At 56.6% G+C, this 14187-nt stretch carries 12 protein-coding genes and 4 tRNA genes; all 16 read right to left on the bottom strand.

What is annotated here, in order from left to right:
• Nucleotides 1-290: 290 nt before the first annotated feature.
• A tRNA-Pro gene (locus F9C28_RS15450) sits at nucleotides 291-367 on the bottom strand.
• A 36-nt stretch (nucleotides 368-403) separates the two neighbouring features.
• Nucleotides 404-490: transfer RNA gene (locus F9C28_RS15445), tRNA-Leu, on the bottom strand.
• Nucleotides 491-505: 15 nt separating this feature from the next.
• A tRNA-His gene (locus tag F9C28_RS15440) sits at nucleotides 506-581 on the bottom strand.
• 71 nt (nucleotides 582-652) lie between these two features.
• Nucleotides 653-729, bottom strand: a tRNA-Arg gene (locus F9C28_RS15435).
• Nucleotides 730-831: 102 nt separating this feature from the next.
• Nucleotides 832-2217, bottom strand: coding sequence for a bifunctional threonine/serine APC transporter ThrP (gene thrP / locus F9C28_RS15430; protein WP_199016236.1), 1386 nt, complete (start codon nucleotides 2215-2217; stop codon nucleotides 832-834).
• Nucleotides 2218-2466: 249 nt separating this feature from the next.
• Nucleotides 2467-3207: a lipopolysaccharide N-acetylmannosaminouronosyltransferase gene (gene wecG / locus F9C28_RS15425; protein WP_199016235.1), complete on the bottom strand. Its 741-nt coding sequence runs from the start codon at nucleotides 3205-3207 to the stop codon at nucleotides 2467-2469.
• A complete protein-coding gene (wzyE, locus tag F9C28_RS15420; protein WP_199016234.1) occupies nucleotides 3204-4580 on the bottom strand; it encodes an ECA oligosaccharide polymerase in 1377 nt (458 codons plus the stop codon). Before wzyE ends, wecG begins: the two co-directional genes overlap by 4 nt.
• Nucleotides 4577-5656: a TDP-N-acetylfucosamine:lipid II N-acetylfucosaminyltransferase gene (locus F9C28_RS15415; protein ID WP_199016233.1), complete on the bottom strand. Its 1080-nt coding sequence runs from the start codon at nucleotides 5654-5656 to the stop codon at nucleotides 4577-4579. Before F9C28_RS15415 ends, wzyE begins: the two co-directional genes overlap by 4 nt.
• Nucleotides 5653-6918: a lipid III flippase WzxE gene (wzxE, locus tag F9C28_RS15410; RefSeq protein ID WP_199016232.1), complete on the bottom strand. Its 1266-nt coding sequence runs from the start codon at nucleotides 6916-6918 to the stop codon at nucleotides 5653-5655. Before wzxE ends, F9C28_RS15415 begins: the two co-directional genes overlap by 4 nt.
• A gap of 1 nt (nucleotide 6919) precedes the next feature.
• Nucleotides 6920-8050: a dTDP-4-amino-4,6-dideoxygalactose transaminase gene (gene rffA / locus F9C28_RS15405; RefSeq protein WP_199016231.1), complete on the bottom strand. Its 1131-nt coding sequence runs from the start codon at nucleotides 8048-8050 to the stop codon at nucleotides 6920-6922.
• Between the two features lie 4 nt (nucleotides 8051-8054).
• On the bottom strand, nucleotides 8055-8735 hold the full coding sequence (rffC, locus tag F9C28_RS15400) for a dTDP-4-amino-4,6-dideoxy-D-galactose acyltransferase (RefSeq protein WP_199016230.1): 681 nt from the start codon (nucleotides 8733-8735) through the stop codon (nucleotides 8055-8057).
• Nucleotides 8713-9594, bottom strand: coding sequence for a glucose-1-phosphate thymidylyltransferase RfbA (gene rfbA, locus F9C28_RS15395; protein ID WP_199016229.1), 882 nt, complete (start codon nucleotides 9592-9594; stop codon nucleotides 8713-8715). The genes rffC and rfbA overlap by 23 nt, the downstream gene beginning before the upstream one ends.
• Before the next feature lie 21 nt (nucleotides 9595-9615).
• Complete coding sequence (gene rffG / locus F9C28_RS15390) at nucleotides 9616-10683, bottom strand: dTDP-glucose 4,6-dehydratase (protein WP_199016228.1); 1068 nt, start codon at nucleotides 10681-10683, stop codon at nucleotides 9616-9618.
• Nucleotides 10680-11942 carry a UDP-N-acetyl-D-mannosamine dehydrogenase gene (wecC, locus tag F9C28_RS15385; protein ID WP_199016227.1) on the bottom strand — a complete coding sequence of 421 codons (1263 nt, stop codon included), beginning with the start codon at nucleotides 11940-11942 and terminating at the stop codon, nucleotides 10680-10682. Before wecC ends, rffG begins: the two co-directional genes overlap by 4 nt.
• Nucleotides 11939-13069 carry a non-hydrolyzing UDP-N-acetylglucosamine 2-epimerase gene (wecB, locus tag F9C28_RS15380; RefSeq protein WP_199016226.1) on the bottom strand — a complete coding sequence of 377 codons (1131 nt, stop codon included), beginning with the start codon at nucleotides 13067-13069 and terminating at the stop codon, nucleotides 11939-11941. The genes wecC and wecB overlap by 4 nt, the downstream gene beginning before the upstream one ends.
• Nucleotides 13070-13129: 60 nt before the next feature.
• Complete coding sequence (gene wzzE, locus F9C28_RS15375; RefSeq protein WP_199016237.1) at nucleotides 13130-14176, bottom strand: ECA polysaccharide chain length modulation protein; 1047 nt, start codon at nucleotides 14174-14176, stop codon at nucleotides 13130-13132.
• Between the last annotated feature and the right edge of the window lie 11 nt (nucleotides 14177-14187).

Genomic DNA, 14187 nt, shown 5'->3' with positions numbered 1-14187 from the left:
GACGAAAGCAGGTATGCCTGAAAGTGTGCGTATTGCCTGAAAACACAACCCGCTACGGGGGAGACTTACCCGAAATCTGATTTATTCAACAAAGCCGTCGCTGGCTGGAGACGAAAAAAGACACTTTATAAATAAGACAGGCTGAACAACAGGTTAGATGTCTCCTGCCGGCGACATCAGCAGGGAGGATTGTCGCATCATCGCGACAGGCAGCAGCAGCAAGGGGGATAACGCACATTGACTGGCGGGAAAAACAAAAAACCCCTGTTCATTCGAACAGGGGTCAGAATTGGTCGGCGAGAGAGGATTCGAACCTCCGACCCACTGGTCCCAAACCAGTTGCGCTACCAAGCTGCGCTACTCGCCGATATACTGCTTTTGTACTTCTTGTTCAATTCGGGTGTGGTGCGAAGAGAGGGACTTGAACCCTCACGTCCGTTAAGACACTAACACCTGAAGCTAGCGCGTCTACCAATTCCGCCACCTTCGCATAACCACGAAAAGATGGGGTGGTTAATGGGGCTCGAACCCACGACAACTGGAATCACAATCCAGGGCTCTACCAACTGAGCTATAACCACCACTGTAAATCTCTTCTGCGACACTGTTTTATAATACCAAACAGTATCATCGCAACTCAGGCACTACTTAATGGTGCGCCCGACAGGATTCGAACCTGAGACCTCTGCCTCCGGAGGGCAGCGCTCTATCCAGCTGAGCTACGGGCGCTTAGCGCCGTTGCGGGAGGGGATACTACGGCCTTCGCGCATTTCTGTCTAGTGCTTTTTTTAAGAAAATGCGCGTTTGGTTACGCTTTGCGCATTTTGGCACTTAATTATCCACTTTATGGACAATACCCCGTTTCCCCAGACCAAAAAGCGTATACCCGAGGGTAACCAGGGCCAGGAAAAGCATGCCAACAATCAGCGATAAACGGGTATCTTCATTCACGCCCATCCCGACCAGCACGCACACCAGAAACGCCATGGTGAGGTAATTCGCCCACGGGAACAGTACCGAACGGAACGGGTGGCTGGCCATCGCCTTACGGTGCGCATGGCGGAAACGAATCTGGCTAATCAGGATAACAAACCAGGGCACCATCCCCGGCAGCACGCTGGCGCTATAGACATAGACGAAAACCCGCTGCGGGTTGGGAATGATGTAATTCAGGCACGAACCCACCAAAAGGATCACTATCGACACCGCCACACCCACCGCCGGGACCCCGTTGCGGGAGACTTTTGCCACCGCAGGCGGTAACTGCCGGTTTTTAGCCAGTGCGTAAAGCATACGCCCGCAGCTGTACATGCCGCTGTTACACCCTGACAGCGCCGCCGTCAGCACCACAAAGTTAATGATCCCCGCCGCCACCGTAATACCGATTTTAGAAAAGGTCAGTACAAAGGGGCTGCCGTTACTGCCAATCTCATTCCACGGGAAAATCGTCACAATCACAAAGATAGCGCCGACGTAGAAAATCAGAATACGCCACAGCACCTTGCCAACCGCACTGCGCAACGTCACCTGCGGGTTGCGGGCCTCGCCGGCGGTAATGCCAATTAGCTCGACCCCCTGATAAGAGGCGACCACAATACACAGCGCCGTCAGGAAGCCTTTCCAGCCCCCGGCAAAGAACCCACCGTGCGCCGTCAGATTGCTGAAGCCCACCGGATGACCACCATTGCCAAAGCCAAAGAAAATCACCCCAAGGCCCACCACGATCATCACAATGATGGTGGTCACTTTGATCATGGCAAACCAAAATTCGAGCTCACCGTATAGCCGCACTGCCGCCATATTCGCCAGCGCCACAAGGGCCACGGCTATTAACGCCGGTAGCCACTGGGGCAATTCAGGGAACCAGAACTGGACGTACACGCCGACCGCGGTAATTTCCGAGATCCCCACCGCCATCCACATAAACCAGTACGACCATGCGGTCAGATAGCCGAAAAACGGGCTCATATAGCGATGTGCATAAACCGCAAAGGAGCCGGTGACCGGTTCGAGGAATAACATCTCGCCCATCGAACGCATAATAAAGAAAACAAACATTCCGGCAATAATATAGGCCAATAAGACCGAGGGTCCCGCCCACTTCAGGGTACTGGCGGAGCCCATAAACAGCCCCACGCCAATCGTGCCGCCAAGCGCAATCAGCTCAATATGCCGAGCTTCCAGTCCGCGATGGAGGGTTTCTTTTTTCTCTGCCATAAATCCTCAATGACCAGTGTCTGCTGTTATCCGGTTGGCCGGTTATTATTGTGGTAAATATCAATACGGATGGCCGGCACACGCATGCCGGATAGGGTAAGCCCTGACCGTACCTGAAGAGGAGGGCAATGGTTTCGCATTTTTTGCCTAATGGCAAATACTACGTTATGAAATTACGGCTGATTGTAAAAAAGCGGGAGATGACCAGGCTACCCCGCAGCACATCAGAGCGATGTGCTGCGGTGACGATTAAATATTGCCGCTGTAGTGCCAGGCCAGATAGCGCAATAAGCGCAGCTGGCGCCGGATGCGGCTGGGCTGCAATACCAGACGGTATAACCACTCCAGGCCTAGTTGCTGCCATAGCCTCGGAGCGCGCTTCACGTGGCCGGTAAACACATCGTATGTGCCCCCCACCCCCATGTACAGCGCATCCGCATACACCTTGCGGCAGTCGCGCATCAGGATCTCCTGGCGCGGGGAGCCCATCGCTACAGTGACAATCTTCGCACCGCTGCCGCGGATGCGGCTGAACAACGCGTCGCGCTCGTCGGCGGTAAAGTAACCGTCCTGCGCCCCCACGATATTCACCTGCCACTGGGCCCGTAATTTAGCCACTGTTTCCGCTAATACCTCAGGCTTACCGCCCACCAGGAACACCGGCGTGCCCTCGCGCCCGGCCCGGGCCATCAGGGCTTCCCAAAGATCGGCACCGGCCACGCGTGACACCTGGGCCTGAGGGTATTTTTTACGTACCGAGCGCACCACGCTTATCCCGTCGGCATATTTGAATTCCGCATCGGCAATCAAATCATGGACCACGGGATCAGACTCCATGGTGAGGATTTTTTCTGCATTGATTGCCACCAGCGTGCCCTTACGCAGCTGGCCGTCCTGATATAGATAGTCCAGAGCATGGCCCATATCACGCCACCCCAGTAGCTCCAGATCTCGCACCTTGTAATACGGTACTGTTGTTATGTCAGTCATTCTTTTCCTTGTCGGACGTATTTGTTCATGCTCGATCGTCGCAGTAGATTCGACGATCGAGCATGAACCAGACCAGCGCTATCCAGTAACCAGTACAACAGCTTAGCCACCAGCAAACACAAACCAAAAATCACCATAAAAAAGACCACCCGGGAGGCGAATGCATCCAGCCCTTCGCGGGCTAATACAATCATGTTGAAGATTGCCCCAAAGCAGAAACTGTACAGCACCGCCGCTTTATAGCGGTTGGCCTCCTGGTTCGCCCGAATATAGATCCAGTCAAACCATTTAATAATTAACCCCACCACCACAGCCCCTGGCGCCAGGAACCACGGCCCTCCCATCACAAAGAGCGAGCCGATCAATGTCGGGGAGATAGCCAGCCCCGAGTGGTTGTTGAGGACTTCCCAGGTAAAGTAATTCGCCGTATTCAGCACGATACTGGGCCGCGATGGCCACAACCATGAAGGAATAAAAACATAGAAATCACGAACAATGGGTGCCAGCCCCTGAAAATCAATTTTATCGTAGTTCTGGAGCAGCAGACCCAGGTTCTCCCAGGGGGAGAAGGTATCCCGCGTCAGATACAGGAAAGTATAAAACGCCTCATCGCCGCTGACATTTAATCCATAGCGTTTTAGCGCCAGCCAGAACATGCCGATAATACCCGCCACCCCGGCAGAGGCCAGCATCCACAGGGATATCCAGCCGCGAATAATGCCAATAAATAAAAATATCGCGAAGGCGATAATAATATTAGCCCGGGTTCCCCCGACAATGACATAAGTCAGCAGCCCAAATGCCACGGTACTGACCAGGAAAAAAATCCACATTTTGAAAGTGGGATTCAGGAAATAGATAACCAACATGGCGGGAATAAAGAAATAAAAGAACCGCTTAAGCGCCACACCGGAGACTTCGCTGGAAAATATCTGGCTGTAGGAGCGGAGCTTAAACAGCAGAAAGCCATTGTGCATAAAGAAAATCGTCACACTGACCAGCGCCACCAGCATCAGTAGCCCCCACATCAGGTTAGTTTCCACCCGGTTCATGGTAAACCACCCGCGGCTGGCATGTGACGCAGCCGGTGTCCGCAGCCGGGTTTTATAGGCCACATAGTAGATGCCATAAAAACAGGTTGCCGACAGTAGCGCCTGCAACAGCATATCTGCCGGGACCACGCTGACATTAAAGCGAAAGACCAGGATCGCAGTCAGCGGGAAGCCAAAATAAAAGGTCAGCAAAAACAGGATTGAAAAGAACGCATGGAAGTTAAACCGGTACTGGCGGAACGCCTGTAAGGTGACCGTGCCGATAAACAGCACTGAACACAGCCAGACCACGAACAAACCGCAGAACTGCAATAGACTCATGGGTGCTCCCCCGCCGCCATATGCAGCGCATCATGCCAGCCAGTCAGGTAATTGGGATTGAAAAAGGCAATATGGTGCTTATCCACGGTGGCCAGCTGGCGCTGCGCCTCGCGCACCACCTGCTCATCCAGCGCATCACCATCAAACAGCACCGGCAATTGCTCAGCGGCCATATCCTGCCAAAACGGGTTCTTACGGTTCAGTACACAGGGTATCCCCGCCTGAATCAGCAAACACAGGGTGCCAATCCCTTGCTGGCGCTCAAAGGTCAGCCAGCCAAGGTCGCAACCGCGCAGCAATTGCAGGTAGTCATCAAACGCCATCTGGTCACGCAGTACCCGTAAATGCCCGGCGCTAAACAGGGCGCGCCCCGCCTGCTCGACCTGATCAATATACGCCTGGTTATTGGCCGGGTAGCCCATCGGCACCACCACATTGACCGTATCACCAAACTGCCGGTAAACGGCTTGCAGCGCGCTAAGGTGGTTGTTACTCCGGTCCCCGGAGTTACCCACCAGAATGGTCAGCGGCCCCTGGCGGGTGATGTTGTCCGCCATATCATTAAGCTGCGGGTCCATTCGGGTGGGGAAATAGAGCAATTGCCCCGCCACCCCAGGATGGCGCTGATGGTAATAATCCAGATCGCCCCGGGTGGCAAATACCCGGCCAACCCGGCCCTGAGCAACCCGCCGGATCAGATAAAATAAGCGAAACTTCAGGGAGGACGACACCTCGTACAGGTCCGCCCCCCAGACATGCCAGCTCACCCGCGCAGGTTTCAGCCCGCCGCGCAGCAATGCCAGCCAGACCCCGGTATTAAACTGGCCGTGAAAGAAAAAATGATAATCCGGGTGCTGGCGGGCAAAGGCCAGCAGCCCGGCCGCCAGGCTGCGTTTATCAGGGTAGCGGATGATGTCCAGCGCCGGGAAAGCCGCCGCATCAAAATCATGACCGGCGGCCACCATAAATTCCCGGGCAAGGGCAGTGTCCGGCGCCAGCTTCTGGTTAAAGAAGGTCAGTACCGTATGATTGTGATGCGGGATATCCGATCCCAGGATATGCAGTAATTTTGTCATGCTCGCTTACGCCAGAGAAGAAACACGCCGCTACACAGGGCAAAGTAAACAATATAAGTCGCCATATAGGCCTGCGCGGCCCCCAGCGCACCGTGGGCCGGGATCAGCCAGTGGGAGAACCCGGTCAGCAACGCAAACTGGCTGACTTCCGCCAGAATATAAAAACGTAATGATGCCTTTGCTATCACCAGGTAGCCATAGACATAAGCGCCAACTTTCAGCACATCGCCCACCAGTTGCCAGGCGAACAAATCGCGCATGGCAGTAAACTTATGGGAAAACAGCAGCCAGATAGCCACATCACGCAGCAGCCACACCGTCAGGCTGGCAACCGCGACCGCAGGCAGCACGAAACGCAGCGCCCGGATAATCTCCCGGGTGACATCGCGTTTATCCAGTTGGCGCGCCAGGGTGGGCAGCAAATAGACGCTAAACGAGGCGGTAATAAATTGCAGGTAGGCGTCGGAAATACTGCTCACCCCCTGCCAGATCCCTACCTCATCCCAGCTGTAGTGGCTGGCCAGCAGATTACGCATCATCACATAGGCCAGAGGCAGGGTGACGGAGGTAATCAACGCCATCAGGGTAAATTTGCTCAGGCTGGCCGCCAGTTGCCGATCCCAGCAGGGTTTCAGCCAGTGCAGGGGAAAGTGCCGCCGCCGGTGGAGCATATACCCGGCGGGGATCACTATCAGCGCCGGTACCAGCGCCAGCCCCAATAACGCCCCGGCATAACCGCCAATACGCCAGCAGATAAAATAGGCCACCACCCCAATCAGGCTACCGGCCATCAGCGACAGGGCGTTCCCCGCCGCATCACGATACCCTTTCAGTAACGCGAGGCTCAGGTTCGCCCAGGCAATGCCCATCTGGACCAGGCCCACCAGTTGAATCACCCCGCTATAGTGCGCATGACCCGGCACTTCCAGGCCAAACAGACCACGGCTAATCGGCCCGGCGGCCACCATAAACACCACCGCCAGCAATGACGAAAACGCCAGCACCATCGCCGATGATGTCCCCACCACCTGACGCAAACGCGCGGGCTGCTGCTGGTACTGGGCTACGTACTTGGTTACACCATTGAAGATCCCGGCCCCGGCCAGCACCCCCAGCACGGTGACCATCTGGCGGAAATTGCCCGCCATACCGACACCGCTGGGGCCATAGGCAACGGCCAGCAGCTTCACCACCAGCAGGCCAGCACCAATTTTTACCAGTGTGGACCCGGCGGTCCACACTGAGGCTTTTGCTAACGACATATCAGGAGAAGTAGCTCAGCAGCGTATTGATAACGCTGCGTTGATCAATGCCAGACAGGTTATAGAACAGCGGCAGGCGCAGCAGGCGTTCACTTTCTGCGGTGGTATAACGATCCTCACCGTGGAAGCGGCCAAACTTGAGGCCTGCCGGGCTGGTGTGCAGCGGGATGTAGTGGAACACCGCGAGGATTTCGGCTTCCCTGAGCCAGTTAATCAGCGCGCTGCGATCTGCCTCATCACGCAGTTTGATATAAAACATATGGGCATTATGGCCGCAATTCGCCGGGACCTGAGGCAGTTCAATACGCCCCGCCTCCGCCAGCGGTAACAGCGCATTGTAGTAGTTTTGCCACAACATCAGGCGCTGCTGGTTAATGCGATCAGCCACTTCCAGCTGGGCCCACAAGTAGGCCGCCTGAAGGTCAGACATCAAATAGCTGGAGCCCATGTCCCGCCAGGTGTATTTATCCACCTGGCCGCGGAAGAACTGGCTGCGGTTGGTGCCTTTCTCGCGAATAATTTCCGCGCGCTCAACCAGCGCCGCATCATTGATAAGCGTCGCCCCGCCTTCCCCGCCGGCGGTGTAGTTTTTGGTTTCATGGAAGCTGTAACAGCCGATATGGCCAATGCTGCCCAGCGGGCGCCCTTTATAGCTGGACATCACGCCCTGGGCGGCATCTTCCACCACAAACAGGTTGTATTTGGCAGCCAGCGCCATAATGGTGTCCATTTCACAGGCCACCCCGGCGTAGTGGACCGGTACAATAGCCCGGGTTTTGTCGGTGATCGCGGCTTCAATTTTGGTCTCATCGATGTTCATGGTATCCGGGCGGATATCAACAAAAACGATGGTTGCCCCACGCAATACAAACGCGTTTGCCGTGGAGACAAAGGTATAGCTGGGCATGATCACCTCATCACCCGGCTGAATGTCCAGCAGCAGTGCCGCCATCTCCAGTGAGGCGGTACATGACGGTGTCAGCAGCACTTTTTTACTGCAAAAATGCTGTTCCATCCACAACTGACAGCGACGGGTAAACCCACCGTCACCGCAGAGTTTTCCGCTGCCCAGAGCGGACTGCATATACTCAATTTCAGTTCCCACTACCGGTGGGGCATTAAAAGGGATCATGTTTTCACCTGTAAAGCCAATAAGCGGAGCCGACAACGTCGCCGCCACTGCGAATATAGCGCCGGATTGCGGCGCTATTGCTAATCTGTGTTGCAACATACAGCCGCGCCAGCTTGCGCTCTGCACACCAGCGGAGGGCCACCTGCATTAGCTCAGCCCCGGCCCCCGGCCCCGCCAGCAGGCCAATTCTCGCCTGCCGGTTATTGAGCTGGCGCAGGGTCACAAACCCACGCCAGCCGCCCTGCGGGTCCGCCAGCATCAGGCAGCAATCGTCAAACGTGCCCAATACGGCATTTTCAATCCACTGGGCATAAAAGCGCCCGCTGTCCTGCTCGCCATACCAGGGGGCGCGAAACCGGCTTTGGGTAAAGGCCGCCGCCGCGCGCTGGCGCAGCGGTTCAATATCCTGCGCCGTGGCTAAAATGGCTGCGGGCCCGGCCTCCCGGGGGGGGCTTACCGGAATACAGAAGTCCATCTCCCCTTCGACCAGTTGAAACCCGATGCGCTGGAGCGCGTCCAGCTGGTCGCTGCGCCCGGTGTCGATTTTGGCCTGCACCCGCGGCCAGCTCTCCAGCAGCGCTTTTTCCAGCGGCCGGGCCTGGTCGTCAAAACGCAGAATCCCGCTCTCGATGCCGAAAAAACGGCTCTCCCATTCAAGGGGTTCAATATTGGCGTGGACGGGCACGTAATAACTCCAGCAAATAGCGACCATAGCCGGTTTTTGCCAGCTGTGCGGCGGCGGCACGTACGCCGTCGTCATCCAGCCAGCCATTACGCCAGGCAATCTCTTCCAGACAGGCTATCTTGAATCCCTGGCGCTTCTCCACGGTCTGGACAAAGGTGCTGGCTTCGATCAGGCTGTCGTGAGTGCCGGTGTCCAGCCATGCAAAACCGCGCCCCAGCAGCTCAACGGTCAGTTGCCCGGCATCGAGATACATCTGGTTAATGGCGGTGATTTCCAGCTCGCCCCGTGATGACGGCTGCACCTGCTTCGCAAACTCCACCACCTGGTGGTCATAGAAATAGAGCCCGGTCACCGCCCAGTTAGAACGCGGGGCACTGGGCTTCTCCTCCAGGGAGAGCGCCCGGAAGTCATCATCGAATTCCACCACGCCGAAGCGCTCCGGATCCATCACCTGATAACCGAATACCGTTGCCCCTTGCTGGCGGGCCGCCACCTGGCGGAGTTTCGGGCTGAACCCCTGGCCAAAGAAGATGTTATCCCCCAGCACCAGGCAGCAGCTGTCATTGCCAATAAATGACTCGCCAATAATAAAGGCCTGAGCCAGGCCATCCGGGCTTGGCTGGGTGGCATACTCCAGCTGGATACCAAAGGCAGAGCCATCCCCCAGCAGCCGCTGAAAGGCGTGCTGATCCTCCGGGGTGGTAATCACTAAAATGTCACGGATACCCGCCAGCATCAGTACCGACAGCGGGTAATAAATCATCGGCTTGTCGTAGACCGGTAACAGCTGCTTCGACACCCCGCGGGTGATCGGATGCAGACGCGTACCTGAGCCGCCTGCCAGGATAATGCCTTTCATATGCGTTTCCTTTGCCCAGGGTTACTTATCTAATCCAAGACGCTCGCCGCGGTAACTGCCGTCGAGCACCTGCTGCCACCAATCCTGATGTGCGAGGTACCACGCCACGGTTTTTGCCATGCCGCTGTCGAAGGTTTCCTGAGGTCGCCAGCCCAGCTCGCGTTCAATTTTGCTGGCATCAATGGCGTAGCGCAGGTCGTGCCCGGGCCTGTCGGCCACAAAGGTGATCAGATCCTGGTAGTGGGCAATGCCGGCCGGTTTTTGCGGTACCAGCGTCTCCAGTAGCGCACAGAGGGTTTTCACCACCTCAAGGTTGGTGCGCTCGTTATGACCGCCGATATTCCACGTTTCCCCGGCGGCCCCGGTGGTGGCCACCAGATACAGCGCCCGGGCGTGGTCTTCAACATATAACCAGTCACGCACCTGGCTGCCATCGCCATAGACCGGCAACGGTTTGCCGGCCAGTGCGTTGAGGATCATCAACGGGATCAGCTTTTCCGGGAAGTGATACGGGCCATAATTGTTAGAGCAGTTGGTCACCAGGGTCGGCAGGCCGTAGGTCCGCATCCAGGCACGTACCAGATGGTCGCTGCTGGCTTTGGAGGCCGAATACGGGCTGCTGGGCTCATAGGCCGTGGTCTCGGTAAAGAAATCGTCTTTGCCGTGCAGATCGCCATACACTTCGTCCGTCGAGATATGATGGAAGCGGAACGCGGCTTTCGCCGCGTTGCTCAGGCCGTGCCAGTAATAGCGGGCGGCCTCCAGCAGGACATAGGTGCCGACGATATTGGTTTCAATGAACGCTGCCGGGCCATCAATAGAGCGATCCACATGGCTCTCTGCCGCCAGGTGCATCACCACATCTGGCCGGTAGCGGGCAAAAATACGCGCCATTGCTGGCGCATCGCAGATATCCGCTTTTTCAAAGCTGTAGCGGGGATCACCGGCAACCGGCGCCAGAGAGGCGAGGTTACCCGCATAGGTCAGTTTATCAACCACCACAACCGCATCGGTGGTATGGTTAATAATGTGCCGCACCACGGCGGAGCCAATAAACCCCGCGCCGCCGGTGACCAGTATTGTTCTCACCGCCATACCCCTTTGGTGTCCACCACCCAGCGCTGGGTAATATGCTGGCCATCAATGGCCTTAAACGACTGGTGATCTACCAGCAGCACCAAAATATCGGCCTGATCCAGCGCTTCTTGCAGGGTCACTAATTGGGCGTGGCTGGCGAGGCGGGCCGGTAACTGGTGAATATTCGGCTCCACCACCAGCAGATCGCCCCGGTGCCATTCACCCAGCAGTTCGGCAATCTCCATCGCCGGGCTTTCCCGTAAATCATCAATATCCGGTTTAAATGCCAGCCCCAGGCAGGCGATTTTCAGGGTGTCGGCGCTGCGGCCAGTGTCCATCAGGCAATCCGCCACGGCGGCTTTTACCTGATCAATCACCCACAGCGGTTTGCTGTCGTTAACTTCACGGGCGGTGCGGATCAGCCGCGCCTGTTGCGGGTTCTGGGCGACAATAAACCACGGGTCCACCGCAATACAGTGGCCGCCCACGCCAGGGCCCGGCTGGAGGATGTTGACCCGGGGGTGGCGGTTCGCCAGACGGATCAGTTCCCACACGTTAATGCCCTGTTCAGCGCAAATCAGCGACAGTTCATTGGCAAAAGCGATGTTAACGTCACGGAAGCTGTTCTCGGTCAGCTTGCACATTTCGGCGGTGCGGGCATTGGTTTCGACACACTCGCCTTCAAGGAAAATATAATAAAGCTCGCTGGCCCGGGCAGAACATACCGGGGTCATGCCGCCGATCACCCGGTCATTTTTCAGCAGTTCAACCATGATCTTACCCGGCAGAACGCGCTCCGGGCAGTAGGCGATATTCACATCTGCCGCTTCACCCGCCTGTTGCGGAAAGCTCAGGTCCTGGCGTAGTGCCGCCAGGCACGCGGCCACCTGTTCTGTGGCGCCCACCGGAGAGGTGGACTCCAGAATCACCAGGTCGCCTTTTTTCAGCACCGGGGCGATAGACTCCGCCGCCGCCTGGACAAACGCCATATCCGGCTCGTGGTCCCCTTTGAACGGGGTCGGTACCGCAATCAGAAACGCATCCGCCGGGACCGGTTTGGTACAGGCTTTCAGATATCCCCCGGCGACGGCGGCTTTCACCACCTCGCCCAGGGCCGGTTCCACAATATGAATTTCACCACGGTTAATGGTGTCGACCGCCTGCTGATTTACATCAACGCCAATCACCTGCTTGTTGCGGGAAGCGAATGCAGAGGCTGTTGGCAGCCCAATATATCCCAGACCAATAACCGAAATCGTTTCAAAACTCATAATGTCACCTGATGCTGTTTTAGTGCTGCCAGAATGCGATCGCAGGCGGCGCCATCCCCATAGGGGTTATGGGCCCGGCTCATCGCCTGGTAGTCATTTTCGTCGTTGAGCAGACGATTAACCTGGTCAACTATTTCCTGGGTGTCAGTCCCCACCAGACGTACCGTACCGGCGCTGACTGCTTCCGGCCGTTCCGTCGTGTCCCGCATCACCAGCACGGGTTTTCCCAGAGAGGGGGCTTCTTCCTGGATCCCACCGGAATCCGTCAAAATCAAATAGGCGTGATTCATCAACCAGACAAACGGCAGATAGTCCTGTGGTTCAATCAGGATGACATTATCGATATGCCCCAAAATACGGTTTACCGGCTCATTAACATGGGGGTTAAGGTGGACCGGATACACAATCTGTACATCGTTGTGCTGCGCCGCAAGGGTTGCCAGCGCCTGGCAGATATTTTCAAACCCCTGGCCAAAACTTTCCCGACGATGGCCGGTAACCAGAATGGTTTTTTTGCCGTTATGCAAAAACGGATAACGCTGATCCAGCTGCTGGCGCAGGGCATCATCACCCAGCACCCGGTCACGGATAGCAATCAGCGCATCAATCACCGTATTGCCCGTGACCACAATCTGCCCGGCGGGCACGTTCTCTTTCAGCAAGTTCTGGCGTGAGATATCGGTTGGAGCAAAATGCAACTGCGCCAGACGGCCAGTGACCAGACGGTTGCCCTCTTCCGGCCACGGGGAGTAGATATCCCCGGTACGCAGCCCCGCTTCCACATGGCCAACCGGAATGCGTTGATAAAACGCCGCCAGGCTGGCTGCCATCGTGGTGGTGGTATCACCATGCACCAGCACAATATCCGGCGCGAAGGAGGCCAGAATCGGCTGCATCCCTGTGAGAATACGGCTGGTTATCTCTGTGAGCCCCTGGCCTGGCTTCATGATGTTTAAATCATAGTCGGGCTGGATGGCAAACAGGTTCAGCACCTGATCCAGCATTTCACGATGCTGCGCGGTCACACACACTTTGGCATCGAAAAAGGGATCCTGTGCCAGGGCATGGACCAGCGGCGCCATTTTGATAGCCTCCGGGCGGGTGCCAAATACAGTTAACACTTTCACAACGAGTCTCATTATTAGTTAAAGCCGGTGAGGTACTTCACGCCACCGGCTACCTGAAATTTAGCTGCGCTGGCGTTTCACCAGTGCCACACCAGCCCCGACCAGCACCCCAACAATGCCCCACATAATCAGCAGGAACGCTCTGCGCGGGCTGTCGCGTTTTACGGGTTCTTCCGGCGTACGCAAATACCGATAGGTCTGGAAGTTCGGGTCGGCAACCGGGTCGGTGGCCAGCGTGTTCTGCATCACCCGATTTTGCTCATAATCGAGATCATAGTCGGGGCCCGCAGAACGTAAATTTTCCAGGCGCGCCTGCAGCATCGGGCGGCCCAGCATAAACAGTTCGGAATCCGGCAGTTCATCCACCGGGACATCGGTAACATTACGGATGATATTGTGGGCTTCGGCTACTTTCAGCGCCTGCTCAACGCTGCTGACCTTACGGTCAAACACCGCCTGCGCCACGGCTTCCTGGCGCTTCACCTGGGCCGTCATTTGCGCCGCGCGCGCCACCCAGGCACCTTTCAGCTCATCGTTTAAATGGCTGGCAGAACGCTGGCTGGCAAACGCCACATACTGGCGCAGTAAGTTATTGGCATCTTGCGCGGTCTCCGCCACCAACTTCACGCTGTCATTGGTATTGTGCGCCGGGTCAGCAAATGTCACCTGAATGTTATTGATAAGCTCATCCAGCAGGGCCGCATCGGCTTTGCTGTTACCGGACTGGCGCTGTTTGTAATAGTCCGTTTGCTGCCAGAAATCCCGCCGGGTATCCCAGGAAGCCAGTTGCATCACAAACTCTTTGTAGGCTTCGTCCATCACCGACGGCTGATCCGCCGGGGCCGGGTTAAGACGGGTATCGAGATTACGCAGGAACTGCTCCTGGCCGTAAAAGCCCCCGAGCATGTTCACCGTCGGGCGATCGGTAATCGCGGTAGCGCTCCACTCCTGACGGGCAAAAAAGGTGTAGATCAGGGCCAGTACCGCAAACAGTACCGCCATGCCCGCTACCCAGACTTTTCCCTGCCACAACGCGCGGAACAGGCCACGAATGTCGAGCTCATTATCAGTCACTGGCGCGTTATCCACCGGAATGTGTTGTCTCATCACGTCCCCAA

Source organism: Shimwellia pseudoproteus (genome assembly GCF_016415625.1).
In the GTDB taxonomy this organism is placed as follows: domain Bacteria; phylum Pseudomonadota; class Gammaproteobacteria; order Enterobacterales; family Enterobacteriaceae; genus Shimwellia; species Shimwellia pseudoproteus.
This window is presented reverse-complemented; position numbering and strand designations above follow the sequence as displayed.